The organism is Pseudoalteromonas sp., from assembly GCF_018402495.1.
In the GTDB taxonomy this organism is placed as follows: Bacteria; Pseudomonadota; Gammaproteobacteria; order Enterobacterales; family Alteromonadaceae; genus Pseudoalteromonas.
The window spans coordinates 169,167-194,246 of record NZ_JAGYIU010000002.1 but is presented as its reverse complement, the minus strand read 5'-3'; the positions used below and the strand labels follow the sequence as shown (position 1 = coordinate 194,246).

At 40.5% G+C, this 25,080-nt stretch carries 25 protein-coding genes and 5 tRNA genes; 26 read left to right on the top strand and 4 right to left on the bottom strand.

Annotated elements, in window-relative coordinates:
• The first annotated feature begins 98 nt into the window (after positions 1-98).
• From KG708_RS06430 to KG708_RS06360, 15 genes are all read left to right on the top strand, one after another.
• Positions 99-2,891 carry a monovalent cation/H+ antiporter subunit A gene (locus KG708_RS06430; protein WP_213608619.1) on the top strand — a complete coding sequence of 931 codons (2,793 nt, stop codon included), beginning with the start codon at positions 99-101 and terminating at the stop codon, positions 2,889-2,891.
• Positions 2,891-3,238 (top strand): Na+/H+ antiporter subunit C, encoded by a 348-nt coding sequence (locus KG708_RS06425; protein ID WP_213608618.1) that lies wholly within the window; start codon positions 2,891-2,893, stop codon positions 3,236-3,238. The genes KG708_RS06430 and KG708_RS06425 overlap by 1 nt, the downstream gene beginning before the upstream one ends.
• Positions 3,235-4,752 carry a monovalent cation/H+ antiporter subunit D gene (locus tag KG708_RS06420; RefSeq protein WP_213608617.1) on the top strand — a complete coding sequence of 506 codons (1,518 nt, stop codon included), beginning with the start codon at positions 3,235-3,237 and terminating at the stop codon, positions 4,750-4,752. The genes KG708_RS06425 and KG708_RS06420 overlap by 4 nt, the downstream gene beginning before the upstream one ends.
• On the top strand, positions 4,752-5,288 hold the full coding sequence (locus KG708_RS06415) for a Na+/H+ antiporter subunit E (protein WP_213608616.1): 537 nt from the start codon (positions 4,752-4,754) through the stop codon (positions 5,286-5,288). Before KG708_RS06420 ends, KG708_RS06415 begins: the two co-directional genes overlap by 1 nt.
• Entirely contained in the window at positions 5,282-5,551 is a 270-nt protein-coding gene (locus KG708_RS06410) for a K+/H+ antiporter subunit F (RefSeq protein WP_213608615.1), read from the top strand. Before KG708_RS06415 ends, KG708_RS06410 begins: the two co-directional genes overlap by 7 nt.
• 9 nt (positions 5,552-5,560) lie before the next feature.
• Positions 5,561-5,893 carry a Na+/H+ antiporter subunit G gene (locus KG708_RS06405; protein WP_213608614.1) on the top strand — a complete coding sequence of 111 codons (333 nt, stop codon included), beginning with the start codon at positions 5,561-5,563 and terminating at the stop codon, positions 5,891-5,893.
• Between the two features lie 114 nt (positions 5,894-6,007).
• Positions 6,008-6,505: a DUF2059 domain-containing protein gene (locus KG708_RS06400; RefSeq protein ID WP_213608613.1), complete on the top strand. Its 498-nt coding sequence runs from the start codon at positions 6,008-6,010 to the stop codon at positions 6,503-6,505.
• Between the two features lie 209 nt (positions 6,506-6,714).
• Positions 6,715-7,152 carry a MerR family transcriptional regulator gene (locus KG708_RS06395; protein ID WP_213608612.1) on the top strand — a complete coding sequence of 146 codons (438 nt, stop codon included), beginning with the start codon at positions 6,715-6,717 and terminating at the stop codon, positions 7,150-7,152.
• Positions 7,149-9,392 carry a heavy metal translocating P-type ATPase gene (locus KG708_RS06390; protein WP_213608611.1) on the top strand — a complete coding sequence of 748 codons (2,244 nt, stop codon included), beginning with the start codon at positions 7,149-7,151 and terminating at the stop codon, positions 9,390-9,392. Before KG708_RS06395 ends, KG708_RS06390 begins: the two co-directional genes overlap by 4 nt.
• 22 nt (positions 9,393-9,414) lie before the next feature.
• Positions 9,415-9,768, top strand: coding sequence for a cupredoxin domain-containing protein (locus KG708_RS06385; RefSeq protein ID WP_013464550.1), 354 nt, complete (start codon positions 9,415-9,417; stop codon positions 9,766-9,768).
• A gap of 69 nt (positions 9,769-9,837) precedes the next feature.
• A complete protein-coding gene (locus tag KG708_RS06380) occupies positions 9,838-10,053 on the top strand; it encodes a TIGR02450 family Trp-rich protein (protein ID WP_008467123.1) in 216 nt (71 codons plus the stop codon).
• A gap of 575 nt (positions 10,054-10,628) precedes the next feature.
• Positions 10,629-10,841: a calmodulin gene (locus KG708_RS06375; RefSeq protein ID WP_008467122.1), complete on the top strand. Its 213-nt coding sequence runs from the start codon at positions 10,629-10,631 to the stop codon at positions 10,839-10,841.
• A 159-nt stretch (positions 10,842-11,000) separates the two neighbouring features.
• Positions 11,001-11,213 carry a calmodulin gene (locus tag KG708_RS06370; RefSeq protein WP_213608610.1) on the top strand — a complete coding sequence of 71 codons (213 nt, stop codon included), beginning with the start codon at positions 11,001-11,003 and terminating at the stop codon, positions 11,211-11,213.
• A gap of 333 nt (positions 11,214-11,546) precedes the next feature.
• Complete coding sequence (locus KG708_RS06365; protein WP_213609317.1) at positions 11,547-11,762, top strand: calmodulin; 216 nt, start codon at positions 11,547-11,549, stop codon at positions 11,760-11,762.
• Between the two features lie 231 nt (positions 11,763-11,993).
• Positions 11,994-12,941, top strand: coding sequence for a general glycosylation pathway protein (locus KG708_RS06360; RefSeq protein ID WP_213608609.1), 948 nt, complete (start codon positions 11,994-11,996; stop codon positions 12,939-12,941).
• Positions 12,942-12,972: 31 nt separating this feature from the next.
• Here the strand turns inward: KG708_RS06360 and KG708_RS06355 are convergent, their stop codons facing one another.
• Entirely contained in the window at positions 12,973-14,562 is a 1,590-nt protein-coding gene (locus KG708_RS06355; RefSeq protein ID WP_213609315.1) for a M28 family peptidase, read from the bottom strand.
• Positions 14,563-14,750: 188 nt separating this feature from the next.
• Here KG708_RS06355 and KG708_RS06350 point away from each other — a divergent pair, with 188 nt between their 5' ends.
• Complete coding sequence (locus KG708_RS06350) at positions 14,751-16,121, top strand: Gfo/Idh/MocA family oxidoreductase (protein ID WP_213608608.1); 1,371 nt, start codon at positions 14,751-14,753, stop codon at positions 16,119-16,121.
• Between the two features lie 53 nt (positions 16,122-16,174).
• Here the strand turns inward: KG708_RS06350 and KG708_RS06345 are convergent, their stop codons facing one another.
• Positions 16,175-17,752: a LysM peptidoglycan-binding domain-containing protein gene (locus KG708_RS06345; RefSeq protein ID WP_213608607.1), complete on the bottom strand. Its 1,578-nt coding sequence runs from the start codon at positions 17,750-17,752 to the stop codon at positions 16,175-16,177.
• A gap of 187 nt (positions 17,753-17,939) precedes the next feature.
• Positions 17,940-18,713 (bottom strand): hydroxyacylglutathione hydrolase, encoded by a 774-nt coding sequence (gene gloB / locus KG708_RS06340; protein WP_213608606.1) that lies wholly within the window; start codon positions 18,711-18,713, stop codon positions 17,940-17,942.
• Positions 18,714-18,766: 53 nt separating this feature from the next.
• On the opposite strand from gloB, the gene KG708_RS06335 reads away from it, so the two are divergent.
• Positions 18,767-19,528: a class I SAM-dependent methyltransferase gene (locus KG708_RS06335; protein ID WP_213608605.1), complete on the top strand. Its 762-nt coding sequence runs from the start codon at positions 18,767-18,769 to the stop codon at positions 19,526-19,528.
• Positions 19,529-19,543: 15 nt separating this feature from the next.
• Here KG708_RS06335 and rnhA read toward each other — a convergent pair whose 3' ends face one another.
• Positions 19,544-20,008, bottom strand: coding sequence for a ribonuclease HI (gene rnhA, locus KG708_RS06330; RefSeq protein WP_213608604.1), 465 nt, complete (start codon positions 20,006-20,008; stop codon positions 19,544-19,546).
• 68 nt (positions 20,009-20,076) lie between these two features.
• On the opposite strand from rnhA, the gene dnaQ reads away from it, so the two are divergent.
• From dnaQ to KG708_RS06285, 9 genes are all read left to right on the top strand, one after another.
• Positions 20,077-20,790, top strand: a complete 714-nt coding sequence (gene dnaQ / locus KG708_RS06325) for a DNA polymerase III subunit epsilon (protein WP_213608603.1) — start codon at positions 20,077-20,079, stop codon at positions 20,788-20,790.
• An 8-nt stretch (positions 20,791-20,798) separates the two neighbouring features.
• Positions 20,799-22,169 carry a TIGR03503 family protein gene (locus KG708_RS06320; protein WP_213608602.1) on the top strand — a complete coding sequence of 457 codons (1,371 nt, stop codon included), beginning with the start codon at positions 20,799-20,801 and terminating at the stop codon, positions 22,167-22,169.
• Between the two features lie 98 nt (positions 22,170-22,267).
• Positions 22,268-22,344 (top strand) — tRNA-Asp (locus KG708_RS06315).
• 26 nt (positions 22,345-22,370) lie between these two features.
• A tRNA-Asp gene (locus KG708_RS06310) sits at positions 22,371-22,447 on the top strand.
• Positions 22,448-22,488: 41 nt separating this feature from the next.
• Positions 22,489-22,565 (top strand) — tRNA-Asp (locus KG708_RS06305).
• A gap of 30 nt (positions 22,566-22,595) precedes the next feature.
• Positions 22,596-22,672: transfer RNA gene (locus tag KG708_RS06300), tRNA-Asp, on the top strand.
• Positions 22,673-22,709: 37 nt separating this feature from the next.
• Positions 22,710-22,786, top strand: a tRNA-Asp gene (locus KG708_RS06295).
• 605 nt (positions 22,787-23,391) lie between these two features.
• Positions 23,392-23,982: an ATP-binding cassette domain-containing protein gene (locus KG708_RS06290; RefSeq protein ID WP_213608601.1), complete on the top strand. Its 591-nt coding sequence runs from the start codon at positions 23,392-23,394 to the stop codon at positions 23,980-23,982.
• Positions 23,979-25,058 (top strand): DUF6136 family protein, encoded by a 1,080-nt coding sequence (locus tag KG708_RS06285; protein WP_301003324.1) that lies wholly within the window; start codon positions 23,979-23,981, stop codon positions 25,056-25,058. Before KG708_RS06290 ends, KG708_RS06285 begins: the two co-directional genes overlap by 4 nt.
• Positions 25,059-25,080: the final 22 nt, after the last annotated feature.

Genomic DNA, 25,080 nt, shown 5'->3' with positions numbered 1-25,080 from the left:
TAAGAAACAGACGTAAAACGTATACCCAAGTCACTTTGGTATTTAATAATAACAAGTAGCGAATTGATAAACTTTATGATTCAAAAAGGCCCTTCATTATGACTTTGCTCTGGATACCCTTGTTATCCTTATTAGGCAGTGTTATTTCTGCATGCACCGGCAAACTTTCTCGAAATAAGGCAACGAGCCTAACGGCCATTGCTCCTTTAGCTGCGCTTGCAATTACACTTTATCATGCTCCTGCGGTGCTCGCGGGGGAGACTATTCGTTTTAGCGCACAGTGGATACCTGCTTTAGGACTTGATATCTCTCTGCGCTTAGATGGCTTGAGTTTACTGTTCTTATTTATGATTTTAGGTATAGGGCTGCTGGTTGTTTTGTATGCTCGCTATTATCTGAGTCAAAATGATTCACTGCCAAAACTATTTAGCTACTTAATGTTATTTATGACCGCCATGCTGGGCATTGTTATGTCAAATAATGTGATTCAGTTATGGGTGTTTTGGGAGTTAACAAGTATTAGTTCGTTCTTATTGATCAGTTACTGGTGGCATAAATCAGAGGCGCGAAAGGGAGCGCGCATGGCATTAGCTGTAACAGGAGCAGGCGGTTTAGCGTTGCTCGGTGGCTTAATGCTAATAGGCGATATTGTAGGCAGTTACGATTTAGACACTATTTTGGCCAGCAAAGCGATTATTCAATCACATGATTTATACGAACTTGCGTTAGTACTAGTGTTGCTAGGTGCCTTTACTAAATCTGCACAGTTTCCATTTCATTTTTGGTTGCCACATGCTATGGCAGCGCCCACGCCGGTTAGTGCGTATTTACACTCAGCTACTATGGTAAAAGCAGGTATATTTTTACTTGCGCGCTTTTACCCTGCACTTGCAGGGACTGAAACCTGGTTTTTATTGGTTGGCTTAACGGGTTTGACTACGCTTTTATTTGGCGCTTATATTGCGTTATTTAAACACGACTTAAAAGGTTTATTAGCTTACTCCACAATTAGTCATTTAGGTTTAATTACTCTTTTATTAGGTTTAGACACTGAGCTTGCAACTGTTGCAGCTATTTTCCATATTATTAATCATGCGACATTTAAAGCATCGTTATTTATGGCAACGGGCATCATTGACCATGAAACGGGCACTCGTGATATGCGTAAACTTAACGGTATGTGGCGTTACTTACCTTATACAGCTACATTGGCGATGGTAGCCGCAGCAGCCATGGCGGGTGTACCGTTATTAAATGGTTTCTTGTCTAAAGAAATGTTTTTTGCTGAGACGTTGCATCAGCAAGTGCTGGGTTCTATGTCGTGGTTAATTCCTGTACTGGCAACTGTAGCAGGTGCATTGTCTGTAGCGTACTCGTCGCGCTTTATTCATGACGTGTTCTTTAATGGTGAACCTATAGACTTACCACGCACCCCTCATGAGGCGCCACGCTATATGCGCGTGCCTATCGAAATTTTAGTGGTACTGTGTATTTTGGTGGGTATTTTTCCGCATTTTGTGGTTGACGGAATTTTATCAGCAGCCTCATTGGCGGTACTTGGGCAAGCAATGCCTGAGTACAAGTTAACCATTTGGCATGGTTTTAATTTACCATTACTCATGAGCGGTATGGCGGTTATTGGTGGTTTATTTATTTACGTTAATCGTAAGTATTTGTTTCAGTTCCAAGCATCTTTGCCACCTTTTAATGCTAAAAAAATATTCGAGCGCTTTTTAGCGGGTGTGGTTAATTGGTGTCAAAATAAAATTCAATCCACTGAAAATGGTTCATTACAACGTTATGTTTTTATAATGTTGGCTGTTGTATTGCTTTGTGCAGGTTGGCCATTATTTGAAATGAAACAGCTAGCTGGTAGTGTCCCTAATACACCTGTTGATATACAAAATATTATTGGTGCAGGGTTACTGATTATTGGTGCTATTGCTACTGTTATTTGGCATCGTATTCGCATGGTGTCGTTATTAATGCTGTCGATTGTGGGGTTAATGGTGTCGGTAGCGTTTACGCGTTTTTCAGCCCCAGACTTGGCGTTAACACAGCTTACAGTCGAAGTAGCCACTATTATACTATTAATGTTGGCGCTGTTTTTCCTACCGCAAAGTACACCAAGAGAATCAAGTTCACTACGTATTTTACGTGATGTTACTATTGCTTCTGCTGTTGGGGTTACAGTTGCGAGTATTTGTTATGCACTACTAACCCGTCCACATAATTCAATATCTGAGTTCTTTGTTGCTAATGCTAAAACAGGGGGCGGAGGGACTAATGTTGTTAACGTAATATTAGTTGATTTTAGGGGGTTTGATACCCTTGGTGAAATCATAGTGCTTGGTATCGCCGCGCTAGGGATATTTAAATTGCTATCAAGAATCCCGCTTTATATGCCTGCAAGAGATAGTGAAGGGCGCCCGTGGTCTAAAGACCGTCATCCTATTTTATTGGCTTGTATTTCACAAAGCTTATTACCATTGGCATTGTTAGTATCAGCTTATATCTTTTTACGCGGTCATAACTTACCAGGCGGTGGATTTATTGCAGGTCTTGTAACTTCTATTGCCTTTATTTTGCAATATATGGCACATGGTACCGCGTGGATAAATGAACGCTTTGATGTTAACTATCGAAAAATTATCGCATCAGGTATTGCTATCGCTATGTTTACTGGTGTGGGAAGTTGGTTCTTTGGTAAACCATTCTTAACAACGTGGTTTGATTACTTTGATATTCCGTTTGTTGGTAAAACAGAGCTTGCCAGTGCTATCGTCTTTGATTTAGGCGTTTATTTAACCGTTGTTGGTGCAACACTGATGATTCTTGCAAGCCTAGGTAACATGACAGCAAATGCTGAGAAAGAAGAGGTAAATATTTAATGGAACTATTATACGCATCATGCGTTGGCGTATTGGTCACCTGCGGCGTGTTCTTATTACTACGGGCCCGCACATTCCCTGTAGTATTAGGGCTGACTATGATTTCTTACGCGGTTAATTTGTTTTTATTCTCATCTGGGCGTTTAACAATTAATAAAGCGGTGGTACTAGGAACTGGTGCTGATTACGCCGATCCATTGCCACAAGCTTTGGTATTAACAGCCATTGTAATAGGTTTTGCCATGACTGCGTTTGTGGTTATTTTATCGATTCGTGGACGAGCTGACTTAGGTAACGATCATGTTGACGGTACCTTAACTAGAAGTAAACGCAAGGAGAGAAGATGATTCAGCATTTAGCATCTTTGCCTGTTTTGCTGCCTATGTTAACGGCAATTATTTTGCTGTTACCACCGTGTGGCAAAAGTTTATTTGCACGGCGATTAATCTCAAGCTTGATGGCTATTTTAACCTTTGCAATAACCGTATTACTGCTGATTCAAGTTAAAGACAATGGTATTGTCGTTTATGCAATTGGTAACTGGTCTGCACCGTTTGGTATTGTACTTGTTGCGGATATGCTCTCGACTTTATTAGTTACTTTAGCAGCTTTTTTAGGCGTAGGCGTCGTGTCGTACAGCTGTGCGGGTGATGACGAACAAGGTAGCTTTTTTCATCCTTTAGTTCACTTTTTAATACTAGGCGTGAATGGTGCGTTTTTAACCGGTGATTTATTTAACGTATTTGTATTTTTTGAAGTGCTATTAATTGCTTCATATGCACTGCTAATGCACGGTGGTGGTAAACCAAAAACACGCGCTTCACTGCATTATGTTATTTTAAATTTAGTGGGTTCAAGCGTATTTTTAATTGGTTTAGGAATTTTATATGGCGTGCTAGGGACTCTAAATATTGCAGATATGGCTAATAAAGTCCCCCAGCTGACCGGCGATGACGTTTATTTAGCAAAAGCGGGGGGCTTACTACTACTTGTGGTATTTGCACTTAAAAGTGCACTATTACCACTGCATTTATGGCTACCTAATGCCTATGCAAGTGCCACACCTGTGGTCGCTGCATTATTTGCAATTATGACCAAGGTCGGCGTTTATACTACTTTGCGAGTGTATACGGTGATATTTGGTGAGCAAGCCGGTGAGCTTCAATATATGGCGCAGTCTTGGTTGTGGGCGTTGGCCATTGCAACCATGGTAATTGGTGCGATAGGGGTGTTGGCAGCACAAGATTTACGAAAACTTACTGCGAATTTAGTGTTGGTGTCTGTAGGTACTTTAGTCGCATTAGTCGCGCTGCAAAATATCAATGCGACGGCAGCACTACTCTATTACTTGGTGCATTCAACCTTAGTTACTGCGGCGTTGTTTTTGTTAGCTGATTTAATTGCAATTCAGCGAGGTAAAGCGGGCGACAGGTTGGTAGGCGGGCGCGCAGTTAAGCAACCATTTTTATTGGGGGCGTGTTTTATTATTGCTGGGCTAACTGTGGTTGGTATGCCACCACTCTCGGGTTTTGTAGGCAAAATTTGGATTTTAAAAACGACCCTAAATAGTGAGCAAGCATTGATATTTTGGCCTGTTTACTTAATTATGAGCTTAGCGTTAATTGTAGCTATATCACGTGCTGGAACGAGCTTGTTTTGGGAGAATAAAGACAAAGGTGCTGAGGCTGGTGATGTGGCCAATGCACACCCGTTGCAAATTATAGCACTTGTTGGTTTATTAGCTGGTTCAATTTTGCTGGTTGTTTTTGGTGATGCGGCAACGCAATATGCACTGGAGACGGCAGCCCAACTTCACGATATTAGTGGTGGTATCAATGCGGTACTCAAGGGAGGTATGTAATGCGCTTAGAAGCTCGTTTTCGTTGGTTACCTACGCCGTTCCGTAGCCTTTTTTTATTTATAGTATGGCTATTATTAAATAATAGTGTGTCGGTTGGGCATATTATTTTAGGGGCGTTACTTGCGCTACTTATTCCTCTATTTAGCATGTCATTTAGAGATCCTCAACCGCTTATATTAAAGCCAGGCTTGGCGTTTAAGCAGTTACTCATTGTGCTTTACGATATTATTGTGGCTAATTTGCAGGTGGCATTATTAATAATGGGCCCGTCAAAAAATTTACGCCCGGGTTTTGTTAAAGTACCGATAGATTTAATGCATGAAATGCCAATTACAATTTTAGCTAGTTGTGTGTCTTTAACACCAGGTACAGTCAGTGCGGAGGTGTACCCTCTTATAAAATCGCTAAATAATGACGATAACCCTACGCAACGTTATTTGTTAATTCATGTGTTAGATTTAGACGATGAACAAGCACTAATTGAACGAATTAAAGTACGCTACGAAGCTCCGCTGAAGGAGATATTTCAATGTTAGATACAGTATTGCTGATTGTTTTTTCAATGGTTGGGTTATCGCTAATGCTCAATTTATGGCGACTTATTATTGGCCCCTCAGTACCGGACCGTATTTTAGCGCTCGATACAATGTACATTAATGTGATTGCACTTATTATTTTATATAGCATTAGTATGGGCACAGGTATGTATTTTGAGGCCGCATTACTTATTGCCATGCTAGGTTTTATTAGTACTGTTGCAGTGTGTAAGTATTTACTTCGTGGCGATATAATTGAGTAAGGTATTAAAATGATAAGTGAATGGATCGTATCAATATTACTGCTATTAGGTGGGTTATTTATTTTAATTGGCTCTATTGGCTTAATTAAACTGCCCGACTTTTTTATGCGTTTACACGGGCCAACCAAGGCAACTACATTAGGTATGGCCAGTGTACTGACTGCTGCGATGGTATTTTTTGCTAACTCAGCCAGTGGTTTAAGTGTAAAAGAAATATTAATCACTACCTTTTTATTAATCACTGCGCCTATTAGTGCTTATATGCTGATTAAAACCGCTATTCATCATAAGTTAAAAGCCAAAGATGGAACCAAAGGGCTCGATAATATAGAAAAAGACTAATTCAATGCTACACAAAGCATTAAAAGCCGAATTATGTGATTCGGCTTTGCCCCATTTACAACATATATTGAACATGTGACTATGGCGTTAATTCAAATACAAAAGGATATTAATATGGGTAAGGTATTACTTTTATCATTACTTATTTTTTCAACTAATTTATATGCAGCGCAAACAGCTAAACAACAAAAGATAGATGAGTTGGTGAATGTGATGAATATGGACTCTATGGTTGACTCTATGTACGCGCAAGTTGAGGGCATGATGCAAAATATGTCGGTGCAAATGGGTGTAAAGCCAGATGAAAAGCCAATATTTGATAAATATTATGCCGATATGACTAAGGTGCTAAAAACCAAAATGAGCTGGCAAAAAATGCAGCCTATGATGGTTAACCTTTATGATAAGCAATTTAGTGAGCAAGAGATTAGCGATATGCTCGATTTTTATAAAACAGAGTCAGGGCAAGCTATTTTGAGAAAAATGCCACAAGTGATGCAACAGTCTATGCAAATGTCACAATCTTTAGTGCAAGAAGCCATGCCTGAGATCCAAGCAATTGCTGGGCAGCTAGGTGAAGCACTTAAACAATCGCGTAGCGAAGCAAATTAAACTATAGTTAACCTAACTCGTAGCAAAATAACGTCTACATTTTCTAGCAGTCACTATTTTGTGACTGCTGTATTCTTCCTCTTCTTTAAGCAAACGTAATCACTTATTTAATGTGCCGATAACGCATTCCCTGAGTTTTAAAATAGCGGTTGACCTGTGTGTTACACATAGGTTTATTATGTCACTACTAAAACCCGATGGAGTGAGTTATGTATGTTAAACAGCTAGCTAAAATCATGGGCGTGACCCAAGATACAGTGCGGCACTACACGCGTATAAAGTTACTTAACCCCATTCGTAGCCAAAGCAATGGCTATCAAGTGTATACCGCTGCCGATCAACAACGCTTAAAATTTATTATTAGTGCACGGCAACTTGGTTTTTCTATTAAAGATATTCAGCAAATTATTGCGCAGTCGGAGCAAGGCAATTGCCCATGCCCACTGACACGACAATTAATAACTAAACGGCTCGAAGAAACAGAGCGACTATTTCAAGAAACACTCAAACTAAGAACGCGTATGCAAGCTGCGGTAAAACAGTGGGAAAACTCAAGCGATGGTGCTGTAAGTGCCGATATATGTAGTTTAATTGAGACCTTTGTAGATCCCCTTAACGAACAAGTTAGTTCCGAGGAAGCAAAATGAGCAACAATAAAGACACAGTGCAAAATTTTATAATTGAAGGTGCTAATTGCGGGAGCTGCGTCGCAAAAATAGAAAAAGCGCTAAAAAGTGTATCTGGTGCGCAGCGTGTTGAAATGAACTTTGCTGATCGCAGTGTGCAAGTTGAAGGCAATGCGCCATCAGCAGATCTGATTGAAGCAGTCAAAAATATTGGTTACAAAGCTAAGCCAATCAATAGCGAGTCGGAGCAAGACGCGCTAGATGAAAAAGCCAAAGCCGATAACGCACACTATAAAAAGCTAATGCGTAATATGGTATTAGCGCTAGGCGTTGGCGCTCCGCTTATGCTTTATGGGCTTATTTTTGATATGAGTGTCACCACTAACGCGCAGCGCATTGGCTGGTTTATTGTTGGTATAGTCACTTTAGTGGTTATGGTCATTGCGGGTAAACAATTTTACAACGGCGCATGGCAGTCATTTAAAAACCACACCGCCAATATGGATACACTGATTGCTTTGGGCACAGGTACCGCGTGGTTTTATTCTATGGTGGTAGTCATTGCGCCAAGCGTGTTACCAGAGGTGGCTAGGCATGTTTACTTTGAAGCCTCAGCGATGATCATCGGGTTAATTAGCCTAGGCCTTGCCTTTGAAGTAAAAGCCCGTGGCCGTACTTCTGAGGCGATAAAACGCTTAATTGGTTTACAGCCAAAAACAGCTCGGGTAGTGCGTGATAACAAAGAGCAAGATATAGCTATTAGTGAGGTACTAAAAAACGAGACTGTGCGTGTACGCCCCGGTGAAAAAATCCCTGTGGATGGTGAAGTCATTGAAGGTAGCAGCTCAGTGGATGAGTCAATGCTCACGGGTGAGCCTATGCCTGTTAACAAAAGTGAGAGCGATACCGTTGTTGCAGGCAGCATTAATAAAAGTGGCACGTTGCTATTTAAAGCCACCCATATTGGCAGTGAAACCACACTTGCCACTATTATTAATATGGTTAAACGTGCACAAAATTCAAAACCCTCCATAGGGCGTTTAGCCGATGTAATATCCGGCGTATTTGTTCCTACCGTAATGATTATTGCCGTGCTCGCGGGCCTTGCTTGGCTTAATTTTGGCCCCGAGCCGAGCATTGCTTATGCAGTAGTGGCCGTGACCACGGTGCTTATCATTGCCTGTCCGTGTGCGCTGGGTTTAGCAACCCCTATGTCAATTATGGTTGGGATAGGTAAAGCCGCTGAATCAGGAATACTTATTCGCAATGGAGAAGCGCTGCAAACCACCTCTAAAATAACCACCATGATTTTAGATAAAACAGGTACAATCACCAAAGGAAAACCCACCGTTACCGATATCATTAATTTTAATGACAGCGATAAAGTACAGGTGCTAAAGCTTGCTGCTAGTCTTGAAAGTAGCTCTGAGCATCCTTTAGCGCAAGCTATTGTGAATTACGCTGAAAATGCAAATGTTACGATTGAAAAAGTCAGTGATTTTAACGCTGTGACGGGGCAAGGTGTTACAGGCACATTTGATGGACAAACTTTATTGTTTGGCAATGAAGCGCTTATGAGCCAACACAATATCAGTATTGCAGAGGCAAAAGAGCAAGCTGAGCAATTAGCCAGCGCCGCTAAAACGCCAATGTATTTTGCCATTGATACCCAACTACAAGCCATTATAGCGGTAGCCGATCCGATAAAAGATGATTCAGCAGAGGCCATTAAACGTCTACAAAACAAAGGTATCCATGTTGTTATGCTGACCGGTGATAACCAAGCTACCGCCAGAGCCGTCGCTAACAAAGTCGGTATTAAGGACTTTATTGCCCAAGTAATGCCTGATGACAAAGCCAGTGAAGTAACTAAACGCCAAGCTAAAGGTGAAATAGTCGGTATGACGGGTGATGGTATAAACGATGCGCCGGCATTGGCACAGGCCGATGTTGGGTTTGCTATTGGCACTGGCACCGATGTGGCGATAGAAAGCGCTGATATCACCTTAATGCGTGGTTCATTACAGAGTCTTGGCGATGCCATTGTTATTAGTAGCGCCACTATAGTCAATATTAAGCAAAATTTATTTGGTGCATTTATTTACAATGTGGCAGGTATTCCAATTGCTGCGGGGCTGTTATATCCATTCTTTGGTATATTACTCAACCCGGTTGTTGCAGGTGCTGCTATGGCGTTGTCATCACTAACTGTGGTCACAAACGCCAATCGCCTGCGCTTTTTTAAACCCAGTAAATCGTAATTTTATAAATAGGAGTAGCATTATGTTGATGATCAATATACTCGGCGCGTTGTTAATTGCGGTTATTATTTACTGGTTTTGGCTATACAAACCTAAGCAAGTGCAGAGTAATAATAACAAAATAACGATAGTGGTTGATAACGGCGTTTATTATCCTGCCCATATTAAAGTGGCTGCTGATAAAAAAGTAACGCTGACGTTTAATCGACAAGACAGCGCTCCATGCGCCGAAACGGTGGTGTTTCCTTCACTCGATATCAGTAAAACGCTCGCTATGGGTGAGAATAACACTGTTGAGCTGCCGGCACTTAAAGTGGGTGAATATGCTTTTCATTGCCAAATGCAAATGTATAAAGGCACGTTATTAGTGTCTTGAATATTAGATTAATAAAACTAAAAATGGCTCTGATGCGTATGTTCAAGCAGAAAACTTAGAAGGCGTATTATGAATAAATTAAACCCTAAAAAACTGCTTAATAGTAAATGGACAGCGATCCCAGCAATTAATAAGGAAAAACATTTTATTATTGTTGAGGTTGAGTTTGATGAAGACGGCAACGTCATTGAATGTATCACTGAGGCGGTAATGTCAAAAAACCAATACCCAATCCAGTGGCGCGATTTAAAAGATCAACAAAAATGGCTGCAAGGTTGGAAATAAAGCAGACTTTGTAAAACACATTGCTCATGCTCATAGCCTTTATGAGTATGAGCGACTAGTTTATTGATTTTTAGAGCAACACATTGCTAGCGACTCTCCTCTAATACAGATTGTTTTCATCCCAATTCGCCATTTGGCAACAAAACGATAGTGTTTAAATCATTCTTCAAACGTTTTTATAAAAATAATCTAAATATTATTTTAGTTATTATATTTCAATGCGTTATATGTACTATTTTACATTGTTAAAGTAAGCATGGCGCATGTGTTCAGAGTCGGTTTATTCTCATAACTGCTCTAAACATGATTTTTCCGGTTTTCTCATTCCCATGTCTCTTTTTATTATAATTTAACTTATTGATTTTAAATGTTTATTTATTTCAGCCCCAGTGGTTGTTGCTAAAAAGCAACAAAATCATGGTTTATTTTTATTAAAATGCTTCAAAATCATTCTAATTGCATGTTTTTAAATAACTTTAAAAACATGGCATCGAAGTTGTAATACCTAAGCTGTATTTAGCAAAACGTGATAAAGCACATCGCTTCATCGCACAACCTAATGAAGGAATTACATTATGAAAACACTTAAATCAACACTGGTATTAATGGCTTTAGCTTCTTCATCAGCGGCTTTTGCAGCAACCGATTTTGACACACTCGATGTGGATGGCAACGGCGCTATTAGCCAAGCTGAAGCATCAGTTGACGCCTCACTTATGAGCCAGTTTACTGAGCTTGATACTGACCAAAACGGTGAGTTATCTAAAGCAGAGTTTTCTAAGGCGTAACCAGCTTTAGTGCTCAATACTACCACTGATTCTGAGTTGCCCAAGACAACCTAAATAGGCAAGGGAGCCTATGACAAAGAATCGCAAGGATATGAGGTTGATAGTTTTGAGCCAATTATTTTTATTTGACGAACATTGCACACTTTGAAGGATTATATTATGAAAAAGTTACAATCAACACTGGTATTAATGGCGCTTGCTTCTTCATCTGCAGTATTTGCAAGCACAGACTTTGAAACGCTTGATGTAGATGGCAGTGGCACCATCAGCCAAGCAGAGGCATCGGTTGCTGCACAGCTTATGGAGCAATTTGCAGAGCTAGATGTAGATGGTAATGGTGAACTTTCTAAAGAAGAATTTTCAGCGTACTAGTTTCCCTTAAGGATCTTTGAAAAGGACTTCTTACCATTTTAATTAAGGCATTTAGCCTAAGGATTAATTATGAAAACATTTACTAAAACTTGGGCGTGCTGGCCTTTATAGATTGAAGTTTGTTCAATCTAGGGACGATTTAATCGCGGCGCGACATTTGTAACCTAGTGGGCTAAGTAAAAATCGAGCAACAAAGAGTTAATCGTCCCTAGGAAGAACCCTTTGGGCAGTGCATGTTTGGCATTTACACTGCGTTATCGCCTAATTATGGGGAGCAACCACACTACATAGGCTCTGCCTTGCCTAAATACCAAACATGCTGCTGCAAAATTAATCACAAAAGGTCACCACGCCCTAACTTTAATTGCTCTTGCTTCATCTTCAGCGGCTTTTGCTGCGGTTGACTTTGATTCTTTCGATACTGATGGCGACGGCGTTATTAGCCAGTCTGAAGCACAAGCTAACTCACAACTAGCTCAATTATTTGATGATTTAGATGTTGATAGCAACGGTGAACTTTCAAAAGAAGAGTTCGCAAAAGTTCAGTAATTACATTACGGATGAAAGCGTTTATCTAATTTATAAACAAGACATAAAAAGCAGTTAAGTAGTAAATACTCAGCTGCTTTTTTGTGCGTGGCGGGAAATAGTGTGTGCAGTTGTCACTAAAATAGTGCAATGGCATCAAAGAGTTTAATTCAACCTCTTGATTTACATTAACTTTAACTCATGGTCTTAAACTTGCTAAGCTATTGATTAGGTTATTTATGGAGCCTAATTATGGCGAGAATGAGTTATATCAGTAGTGTAGAGCGCTATAACGAATATGAGCAGATAATACATAGCTTATTAGAATCAATTTTAATGAGTATTGATGATGGTATCGCTAATAATCGTGATATGCGCTATTTAACAAAGCATTATCCTTTTTTAGAATTACAATACTGTTTGGACGAGAAGGGCTCACAACAGGGCAATAACGTTTGTTTTAAACGTGCATACAATAAAAAATTGGCACAGAGAGGCAATAATCAGGATTTAAGTGAGCGGCCTTATTTTTTAAATGTAAAAGCCTGTAATGCTATTTGTTTTACTGCGCCTTATATTTCTATCGCGACCAACCATTTATGTATATCTGCTATTAAAGAATTAAATAAACCTACCAATAATCAACATTATTTAGTTGTTGATGTAAGTTTAACGCAGCTTATTGAGTTTGTGATGGGTGATACTGCTCGCGCGTCTATGTCACCTTATTTTAAAGCAGGTTATGGCATTATTGTGGCGTGCTTATTTAGTTTGGTGCTTTTTTTACTCAACATCGTATTTATCGACATCTATGAATTAATAACTCACGTAAATAGTTCGTCCGATCCCCTAGAACCCTTTAGCATTATTATTTATATCACGTTAGCGTTGGCCGTCTTTGATCTTGGCAAAACAATTCTTGAGGAAGAGATCCTCATGCATAAAGATATTTTTAGACACTCATCAACACGACGCACCATTACCCGGTTTATCTCTACCGTGTTAATTGCTATATCAATAGAAGCACTACTCACTATGTTTAAAGCCGCATTGGGGCAATCAGAGTATTTAATGCCAGCTATAGCGATGATGCTCGCAGTGGTGGGACTTTTAATTGCTTTAGCGATATATGTGTATTTAGGGGCAAAAGCTGAAACATTGCTTACACAGGCACGGGTAAAACTAAAATCCTCCGAGTAGGAGGATTTTAAGTAGTAATGTTTAATTGTATTTATTGTTTGTCAGCGGTGCGTTTGGCTTTAAAGTCAGACTCGCTTGTCCATTTTGGCCAATCACCGTTATTCGCCAGTTGTGAGGCTATATCAACAATCAGTTCTACATCTTGTTTTACCCCACCTAATGACCAATCAGCTGAGTAATCGTCAGCTTCTTTATGGTATTTATGAGTGATGTAGTCAGGATCGGTATCACCTAAGCTCATAAACAGTAAGCTTGGCACACCTTGTTTGGCGAGTGAAAAATGATCCGATCTAAAAAATAAGCCATTTTGCGCACGAGGATCCAGTTTAACTTGACGTCCTTGCGCGTTTGCGGCTTTAGCTAAATAGTGTTCCATAGTCGAGAGGTCTTTACCGTACTGTAAAATATAGTCGGTGCTATCGAGTACGTTCATCCCATCAATATTTAGTAGGGCAACCATATCCTTTGTTGGGATCACGTCACCAGAGGCAAACTGCGCTGAACCAATTAAACCGGTTTCTTCGGCGGTGAAGTTGGCAAAAATAATCGAGCGTTTAAACGGTGTTTGCTGATGCATTTTTTGCATTATACGAGCAATCTCAATGGTGGCCGCGGTGCCTGATGCGTTATCAACGGCGCCATTATAAATTTTAGGACCGCTGTCGGTTTGTTTAGTGCCAAAGTGATCCCAATGGGCACTAATAACGATGTATTCATCTGGGCTTTCACTGCCTGTGATTTTTGCGACCACATTATGTGATTTTGCATGTGACACTTCGTTTTTAAATGCAAGGGTTGCTTTTAAATTCAACGCTTTAGCTTGAAATTGCTCACTAAGTGCTTGTTGCTTTAATTGTTGGTAATTTAAGTGTGCTGATGCAAATATTTGCTCGGTGGCATCGAGTGTTAGCCAGCCCATAACGGGCAATTCAGATGCATTGAGGTTGTTATCCATTAGACTGTATTTAGTGCCGGTATTTGAGCTTTCAACTACCCCCCAAGGGTATGCGGCAGGAGCTGTTTCGTGAACAATAAATACCGCTTTAGCGCCTTGGCGCGCGGCTTCTTCATATTTATAAGTCCAACGACCATAATAAGTCATGGCATTACCAGTAAATAACGTATCGTCTTGAGTGGCAAAGCCCGGATCATTTACCAGCACAATAACGGTTTTACCGGTTACATCAATATTGGCGTAGTCGTTCCAGTTATATTCAGGGGCATTTATACCATAACCGACAAAGACCACATCAGAATTGCGAACATCAATAACAGGCTGTAATTGTTTAGTACGAGCAGTAAAGTCTTTACCCGCTTTAAAGCTTAAATCACCCATGGTCAATTGCATGTTTTGATCTGCGGTGATCATGGCCATTTTAACCGGATGTAAAAAATCACCGTTATAGGCACCAGTTAACCCTATGGCTTTGTATTGTTCACTCAAATAGCCAACGGTTTTTACTTCACCCAATGTTAATGGACCGCGACCTTCAAAGTCATCAGAGGCAAGGGTTTTAATATGTTGTTTTATATTTTTTAAACTAACCCCTGGGCTGTTTTCAAGCGAGGAAGTGGGGGTTGCAGGCTCTGAGCAACCGGTTAGTACAATAACTAAAAAAATGTGATGGTTTTTATATAAAACATAATAACTTAAAAAGAATAATTTCCCCCTAACAATAACGCCAAATAACGACACAATGTGAATTATTATCTATTTTAAACTTATTTTCATGCAGGCTGCCTCTTTGGCTCTTTACCCATTAATCGCCTTTAGGTAAGTTAAAAACAACAACAAAAGGAATAAGCTAAATGAAGCAATTTAATCGTCGAGACTTTTTAAAGGCAGCCAGTGTGGCTGCCGCTGCGGGTGTAGTTAGTGGCTGTGCATCTAGTGGCAGTGTTCATACTAGCGCGCCCATGCAACAAGGGCGCTCCGTTATCGGTTTGGTCGCACCTAAAATGGATGTGGTTAGAATAGGGTTTATTGGTGTGGGTCAGCGCGGGTATGGCCATGTAAAGCGTATGAGCCATATTGAAGGCACTCAAATAGTGGCTATTTGCGATACTCATACAGAGGTTTTAGAACGTGCCGCTAGTTATTTAGTTGATAAGGGGGTGGCAAAGCCTGCATTGTATAGTGGCAGTGAGCGCGCTTATCAACAAATGCTCGAACGACAAGACATTGATATTGTGATTATTTCAACACCATGGGCATGGCATGCGCCAATGGCTATCGATACCATGAACAGCGCAAAACATGCTTTTGTTGAAGTGCCTCTGGCACTGACTGTTGATGAAATGTGGCAAATTGTCGATACCGCAGAGCGTACGCAAAAAAACTGCATGATGATGGAAAATGTTAACTACGGCCGCGACGAGTTAATGGTATTAAACATGGTACGCCAAGGTGTATTTGGGGAGCTGTTACATGGCGAAGCGGCGTATATTCATGAACTGCGCTGGCAAATGAAAGAGCTTGAGCACAAAACAGGCTCATGGCGAACGCAGTGGCATGCAAGACGTGACGGTAATTTATATCCTACGCATGGATTAGGGCCGGTATCGCAATACATGAATATAAATCGTGGCGATCGGTTCGATTTTTTAACCTCAATGAGCTCACCTTCACTTGGCCGAAGCGCCTATGCGCAACGTGAGTTTGCTGCCGATCATCCCCGTAACCAGCTCAATTATATTGCTGGTGACATGAACACGACGCTGATTAAAACTCTCAAAGGGCGTAGTATTATGGTGCAGCACGATACGACAACCCCTCGACCGTACTCACGACATAACTTAATACAAGGCACGAATGGCGTGTTTGCAGGTTTCCCTAATCGTATTGCCCTTGAAACTGGTGGCTCAAAAAGTTTTCATGAGTGGGATTATGATATGAGCGGATGGTATGAGCAGTACGACCATCCCTTATGGACAAAAATGGGTGAAGAGGCGCAGCGCAATGGTGGCCACGGTGGCATGGACTTTTTAATGTTTTGGCGGATGATTTACTGCTTAAGAAATGGCGAACCGCTAGATCAAGATGTTTATGATGGGGCGGCATGGTCGGTCATTTCGCCGTTATCAGCCCAATCTGTGAGTGAGCGTAGCCGCTCAATAGATATTCCCGATTTTACTCGCGGAGCATGGCAAACCGCACAGCCTTTGGGCATTGTAAGCTAAGCCAAATAAAAAAAGAGCGCATGCGCTCTTTTTTTATTTATTGGATATGTTTATTAGCTACTTCTCACATCGACCTTGAGTTTAAGCTTTTGGCCTGGCTGTAAGTATTTTTGTCCAGCCAAGTCATTCCATTTAATTATATCGCTCACGTTTAAATTAAACTTAGAGGCTATACGCGCTAATGAATCACCTCGACGCACTTTATAAGTAATAGTGCGGTTGGTGTTATTCGCTGACTCTTTAGGCTTATTTGCTGATTTATAAACAACCAATTTTTGATTTAAACGCAGCACTGCATTTTTCTTCAGCTTATTCCACTTAGCTAATTCACCCATAGTGACATCGTATTCGCGGCTTATGTCCCACAATGTGTCGCCACTTTTTACAGTGTGTGAGAGCTTAGTACGCAAACTTTTATTAGCGGCCGCGCGTACTTGCTGAGGTAAATGTTCACTGTTAATTTTACCATCAGTTAGCGGTACTAAAATTTGTTGGCCAACACGAATTACGTTTGAATCAAGCTTATTTAATGACTTTATTGCATTGGTGCTAGTGGTAAATTTACTGGCAATCACCGACAGGCTATCACCTTTTTTAACTTTGTATTGTTGCCAGCGAAGGCGATTTTTAATGTCAGTTACAGCCAGTTTTTCTGTAAATTGCTCTACTTTATCGGTGGGTATTAATAAAAAGTGTGGGCCATCAGGGTCTGTTGCCCAGCGGTTAAATCCAGGGTTTAGTCTGTATAGCTCGGTGAGAGTCATGTCAGCCATGTCGGCTGCCAGCGCTAAATCAATTTGTGACTCAATATTAACCACTTCAACCACTTGTGCGTTAATAATAGGCTTCCACGACACATTAAAATCATCAGCGCGCTTTAATAAATCGGCTAATGCTAATAATTTAGGCACGTAGGCAGTGGTTTCACGAGGTAAATCAAGTGACCAAAAATCGGTAGGTAAATGCTTTTTACGATTCTTTTTAATCGCACGCAGTAAGCGGCCTTCACCTGAGTTATAAGCTGCAATTGCGTTCAGCCAGTCACCCTCAAGGGTTTTGTGTAAGTATGAGAGATAATCAAGCGCTGCGCGAGTTGATTGCACAATGTCGCGACGGCCGTCATACCACCAGTTTTGTTTTAAATCAAAACGCTCGCCGGTTGCTGGCATAAATTGCCAAATACCCGATGCGGTGCGGTGTGAGTAGCCGTATGGGTCAAACGCACTTTCTACTATGGGTAATAGTGCAATTTCGATTGGCATTTCACGCTTTTCAATTTCTTCAACAATAAAATGCAAATACGGCTCAGCACGTTTAGAAATACGATCTAAGTATGCTTGATGGCGCGCATAATAGTTACGCTCAGCGACCACTGGGCGATTTTGGGGAATATCGATAGATAATTGGTAACGAATACGCTCCCAAACATCGTCAAACACAGGGGCTTCCTCTTCGATATCGTTCACTTGTTGATATTGCGCATTCATCATCAGCGCCGTGCTAATATCGTTTGGGCTTGCGCCTTCAAGTTGGTCTTGTGCCTGATTTTGTGAATCTGTGTTTAACGTTGTCAGTGTTTGACAACCGCTTAGCGTCATCGCTAAGACCAATAAAAGAGGAGATTTATTCATAAATACCAATACATAGGGTAAAAAACTCGGCGAATACTACCCATAATGAGTCAACATTGCCACTTATGACCGTTAAAAGTTCCAAACAAATATGATTAGAAAATGTTAACTTATTGTTTGTTAACTAATCGTTTTATTATTGTTGTTGCTAGCGCATGTTTAACCTTAAGAGAGCAACAGGCCTTAATTAAAAATGATCTTTGAACTTTCTCAGACTAGCAAAGTTTTCCCAAGGTTCATTGTTTTTTGTAACTAAACAATATTCTTTTGGTATTAATTCTGTAATGTTTGGCAAATTACTACGCATAAAAGGATTAATTTTTAGCTCATTGCCTATGGTACTTGGCAACGTTATTTCATCTTCATTACGTAAGTGATCAACCTGTTCACTGTAGGCGAGTAGTTCAGGGTTTCGTGGCTCAACCGCTTTTGCAAACGCCAAATTCGCTTGGGTGTATTCATGAGTGCAATACACTTTGCAATCACTCGGTAGTGCGCTAAGTTTATTAAAGGAATGCCACATTTGTTCAGGCGTGCCTTCAAATAAACGTCCGCAACCACCGCTAAATAATGTGTCGCCAGTAAAGGCAAGTGCATCATTAACATAACAAATGTGATCAAGGGTATGGCCTGGCGTAGCAATAATCTCAAATGGGGTGTTTAATACGGTAATTGTTTGGCCTTCATTTAAAGGGTCTGTTATTCCTTCGAATGGACTATTACGAGGGCCGTAAACCGCGATATTTGGATATTGCTTTACTAATTTTGCTACGCCATCAGTATGATCATAATGATGATGGGTAATTAAAATACCGCCAAGAGTTAGACTGTGTTGTGCTAAATACTCAAAAACCGGCGCTGATTGCCCAGGGTCTACCACCCACGCTTGATTGTTGTGCTCAGTGGTTAAGCACCAAATGTAGTTATCAGAAAAGGCTTTAATTGCTTTGACTTGCACCATGTGTCGTTGCTCTATAAAGTGGTATTTAATTTGTATTATAACGAGCTTATATAATGAAACCAGCCCTTAGTTTCCAAGAAGGTCCTAAACCGTTGTCATGGCAGCAGTTTCCGCATGGTGATTATTTACGTTGTGGTATAGAGCGTAAATTATCACCGTGGTTACCACGCATGTTTGGCTATCATATGCTTAAACTGGGTAATTTAAGTGGCGAGTTAGATACCAGTAAAAGTACCATTAAACATCAAGTGTGCGTTGCAGAGCCGGGCCCTTGCACTGGCGTAGTGGCTGATATAGACGAGCTTCCCTTTTATGAGCACAGTATAGATGCTTGCATTATGAGCCATTGTTTAGAGTATCATTCCGATCCGCATCATATATTGCGAGAGGCTCATCGCACGCTTATTCCTGGTGGTTATATAGCAATTACAGGGTTTAATCCGTTTAGCTTTTGTGGATTAGCGCAATTATTGCCATTTAGCCGTCAAAAATTACCGTGGACAGGACGCTTTTTTACTCCCGCACGGGTAAAAGATTGGCTAAATTTGCTCGGATTTGAAATTGTGGCCGATGAGCGCTTTATTTACTCGTCGTTGGCGCGTGGTAACCGGTTGTCGCGGTTTGCGTTTTGGCGCAGCTTTACTAAGCAATATTTAAAGCCTATGGGCAGTGTGTATTTGCTGGTGGCACGAAAGCGTGTTGCGCCACTTACGCCAATAAAACCAAAGTGGCATGCACGACCACAATTTGTGCCAATAAAAGGGGGAGGGCTTAGGCAGACCTCAAAACAACATTATCAGCAAAATAAAAAATAGCACGATGGTTTAGGGTTACGGTTGGTAACCTTCATCATCAATTAAAGTGTTACTACTGGCTGCATCACGGGCTAAATCATCAACAATTTCATTATATTTATGGCCACTATGACCTTTTACCCATTTCCAGGTAACGTCGTGCTCGGCGCAGGCTTTATCGAGACGTTTCCATAAGTCGACATTTTTTACTGGTTTTTTAGCCGCAGTTTGCCAACCCCGTTTTTTCCAATTGGTGATCCACGACTCAATGCCTTGTTTTACGTATTGGCTATCGGTAGTCAGGGTAACAGGGCATGAACGATTAAGTGATTCTAGCGCAACAATGGCTGCGAGCATTTCCATGCGGTTGTTTGTTGTGAGTTTGTAACCTTGGCTTAATTTTTTTTCATGGGCTTCATAAATCATAAAAATACCATAACCACCGGGGCCTGGATTACCTAAACACGAACCATCGGTGTAAATCTCTACGGTTTTTTGCACTGTTTTACCTTGATATTATGTACAATAAAGTGATTATAGAAAGATACCAGAGTCAGGCTTAATTCGATATGGCACGCAGACAAATAGTTTTAGATACAGAAACCACCGGCATCGACCCTAAACAAGGGCATCGTATCATTGAGATAGGCTGTGTGGAGCTAATGAATCGCCGGTTAACCGGCAATAATTTTCACGTTTACATAAATCCACAACGCAGCATTGAAGAAGAAGCAATCGATGTTCACGGTATTACCAACGAATTTTTACGCGACAAACCGCTTTATCGTGATATTGCCCAAGAGTTTTTTGACTATATTAAAGGAGCTGAGCTAGTTATTCATAATGCGCCGTTTGATATTGGTCATATGGATAATGAATTTGCGTTATTAAATCAGGGTTATCAAAATACCCATAGTTTTTGTGGGGTACTTGATACCCTTAAAATGGCCCGTGACTTGCACCCAGGACAAAAGAACAACCTAGATGCATTGTGCCGTCGCTACGATGTTGATAACACTAAGCGTACGCTACACGGCGCATTACTGGATTCAGAAATCTTAGCCGATGTTTACTTGGCAATGACCGGGGGCCAAGTAAAACTAAATCTTAATCAAAATAAAGATGACTCAAGTGAAGATCAAAAAGGGGGAATTAGGCGCTTAACTAGTGATAGAGCCCCGTTGGTAGTTATAAAAGCAAGTGATACAGAGCAAAGCGCACATCAAACGCGTTTAGATATTGTACAAAAAGAGGGCGGCCATTGTTTATGGCGCGCTGAATAGGCATTATTATGAAAACGCTATTAATAGTTTCACTGTATTTAATTGTCGTGTGTTTCACTCCCGAGGCGCACAGCATTAAACAAGTTGAAGAGTTAAAAGGCAGCGGTAAGCAAAATGAAATACCGCTACTTGATAACCGTTTTCGTATTGATGATAAAATTGATGAAATAACATTAATGTTTTTTAGGCGTCCAGGCTCGCCTGCCGTTATTTTAGTTAGACCCGATGGTACTAAATACTTTGCAACGAATGCGGTAAGAAACACCAGCCTAGATTGGTACGACGAATTAAATTACGATTTAGTAGTTATTCGTAACCCTATGCCTGGCCCATGGCAAGTGATTGGCCAAATAATGCCAGAGAGTCGCATAGTTGTTGTTGGTGAGCTTTCGCTTGAGGTTGAGCCATTACCTGAACTACTATTTCAGGGAGAAACGATAAAGGTAACCGGTAAGCTTTTAAATGATGGCAAGCCTATTGACGCCAATCTATTCAACGATGCGGTATCGCTCAATGTGAGTTTTGTGAGCACCAATAATGAAAATTTTGAAAACTTTGGTGCGGGTATACAACAAGTTGCTGAATTTAAAGACGATGGCTATGGGTTTGATGAAAGTGCCAACGATGGTGTATTTACCGGAGAGTTTACCTTAAATTTTACCCCTGGAGAGTGGCGGCCAGAGCTTTATATTACTACTGATGTATTGGAGAGGCGTGTCGTTCAAGACACTATTGTTGTGCATGAACCGCCTTTTAGTTTCACCCCACTTGAAGCAACAGTGGAAGGAGATGATCACCGTATTACTATAAATATTGATGAAAAGTTATTAAAGCCTGAAACCGTGATCATGCAAGGGAAAATTTATTATCCCAATAACGAAGAGCAAATATTTTATTTAGATACTAACAGCACAGCAACCAGAGAACTGGCTTTACAAGATCACGGCTGGGGACGTTATAATATTGAAATTTCTGTGTTTGGCTCAACAGTGAATGACAGAGAGTTTGTGGCTACGTTGCCCACTTATTTATTTGAAATAGAAAGACCGATTGAAGTTATTCCAGAAATTCCCGTAGTCAGTGTAACCAAGCTAGAAAATATCACACCTCCTGTTACTAAGCCAAAAACAATGTCAACCGGTGTAATGGTAAGTTTAATTATCGGTGGAAACTTGGCCATTTTATTAATTGGTTGGCTATGTATTCGTATTTTTGTACAGAGAAAGCCAATAAAACTTAAATTAAACTTTGCTTTTTTAAAGAAAAAAACAGTAACCGATACAAATAAAGCTGATCAGCAAAAAACAGCTGATGCAGAAAACGGCTCAAAAAATGACAAAACAGGTGAAATTTTAAACCTTTCGATGTCAGATGACTAAAAAACCTGTAAAAAAACAAAAAAGCCCTTGACGAAGTAGGGGCTGGTTCGTATTATTCACGCCGCTGTCAGGGGACACTCAGATAGCAACGAAAATGTGGAGTGGTAGTTCAGTTGGTTAGAATACCGGCCTGTCACGCCGGGGGTCGCGGGTTCGAGTCCCGTCCACTCCGCCAATTTTCGACAATTTGTAAGTAAAGCTGGAGTGGTAGTTCAGTTGGTTAGAATACCGGCCTGTCACGCCGGGGGTCGCGGGTTCGAGTCCCGTCCACTCCGCCAACACTTACACAACATATGGTTGTAAAACATATTCTTATTATGGAGTGGTAGTTCAGTTGGTTAGAATACCGGCCTGTCACGCCGGGGGTCGCGGGTTCGAGTCCCGTCCGCTCCGCCAATAAGAAAAATAACAGTTTAAATATACGCTGGAGTGGTAGTTCAGTTGGTTAGAATACCGGCCTGTCACGCCGGGGGTCGCGGGTTCGAGTCCCGTCCACTCCGCCAACAAATTAAGTAATGACAAGTAAAAAGATATCTCTGCGGAGTGGTAGTTCAGTTGGTTAGAATACCGGCCTGTCACGCCGGGGGTCGCGGGTTCGAGTCCCGTCCACTCCGCCACTTGTTATTTCCTCAATAACAAGCTTATCAAATCTTTGAATAAAACATATTTTGGCTATTCGCTAGTCGGTCACAGTCAATAAGCAAACCCCAATAGGCTTGAATTAAAAAACTCATAGTTTAATTTTTAGTTAAGTTCGCAGCTTTACGTGTTATCAAAATTCAAATTATCTTTTAAAACAGTTTATATTGGCTTGAGGCTAAGCCATAACACCGTAGCTGTTAAAACTTGTCTTTAGTGTCAAAACGGTAGGGTAAGTTGCTGTTGATGACAGAGGTGGTTTCAGAGCTTCTTAAACTTTTTCACCTTTGCTAATACCAATTTTATTAAAACATGATCATTCTAGCGTATTAAATAATCCGTTACCTGCGTTAAAAATTATTTATATAGAACAACTATGTATCATAATTTTCGCCTTGTTATCGACTTATTTCTTTGTCGCTATAATAGATCACTAATTTAATGCAATTGGTATAACAAAGATCTATTACTATTAAGGAGTGGGGCTATTTTTATCTTTAGTGTTGTTTCAAAAGCGATTTCAATGGTTTTATTCTGCATAAAAAATTACTTATAATGCCATGCTAATTTAAAGGGATATTTTATGATTGAAGTGATTGGCCTAAATAAGCAGTTTTCTGACAACGTAATTTACCGCGATTACAACAAAGTGTTTAGCAGCCAAAAAGTGTGTATTGATGCACCTAATGGTCAAGGTAAAACTACGTTACTTATGATGCTAGCGGGGCTTGAAAAGCCGCAAAGTGGCACATTTTTATTTGCAGGGAAAATACCTAAAGAGTTAGGTAAGCAGGTCGCTATTGCTACTGACCGTATTGCGTTACCCGAGTTTTTAACTGCCCAGCAAATTATGCATTTATCTGTTAATACACTGGGTTGCCCATGGCCTGATGCCATTATTAGCGGTTTTAATTTTAGTGAATTCCTTAATACGCGTTTTGATGCATTGTCATCTGGCAATCAAAAAAAGTGCCAGTTAATTTTAGCATTAATGCGCAAAGCACCTTATCTATTACTTGATGAGCCTAGCGCAGCGCTTGATCAGGCAAGTATCCAATATTTACTCTCCTTACTTGACGCTTACTTAGCAGATAAACCAAACGGGCAAATTATTATTACTTGCCACGAGCCTGCGCCATTTGTTGAACATGGCTTTGAGTGCATCTCGTTATGAATATTGCTTTTAGTAAACACTTATTAACCCAATATAGAGTATTTATGGGTTACCGGTATTTAGCTTATCAGCTAGAGCTTAAGCAATTATTGTTACAACTAAAAAGCTTCGGGTTGTTATTTTTAGTGGTGTTAGGCTCGTCAGTATTGGGGTTGATATTGCTACTTTTTTTAGGTTTAGGGAAAATTATAGACAGTAGCGCAGCATCTCAATACAGCGCACAAATGGCGTTGTTTTATTTGTTACTACAAAGTGTGATGCTTAGCGCAATGAAATCAGCGATTAAAAATAGTTACCAGCGGTTATTTCAGCGCACTATTGCGCGATCAGTTTGGTTATATTTAATCGATATTAAATTATTAACGCTCAGTAATGCATGGCTAATAGCCAGTGTATTAATTGCACTGGATTTATCGCTGTCACAATGGGTTGAAGTACCGCATTTTATTGTATTTATGTTGCTGCAGTTTAGCTTGGGCATTTTGTGTTTATACAAACCCAGCGCGTTGGGTTATGGCTTTTTGTTTAGCGCGATATTAGTGTGTGTTCCTATTCATATACAATCGCTCACTTATCATATGGGCTTTGCTTTATTGTTTGCGCTGAGTCTTTTTGTTCCCGTGGTTAATATCAACGGGCGAATTGCAGTAAGTTCATTATTTGGCTTTTGGTGTTGTTATTTACTAAACCATAGCTGGGTACTTGTTTGGCGTGTGTCGCTACTTTTATCTGTATTTATGGCATATGCTACGCTAATAAACGAACGTGCTGATTTAGTGCCCATATTTGCGGTATTGGCCATGGCTTTTATTGTGCTTTTTAGTAGCTCATTGCAATTTGATTGCGGTAGGGTGTATGAGCAGTATCGATTATTTTTTAAAACATGCGAGCAAGAACGCGCCTTTTATATCAGCCAGTTTTTATCTAGCATATTGCTGTTTTTAGTCGCCACAATAAGTTATAGCGTTATTTTTGGTTACACTCATATTGTATTATTTGTCATTGGAAATATGTGGTGTGTATTACAGGTTTACCTTGCACAAAAAAACCAGCGCATTATGCGCTGGTTTGGCTAATTACAACAGGGTTGCTGCTCTC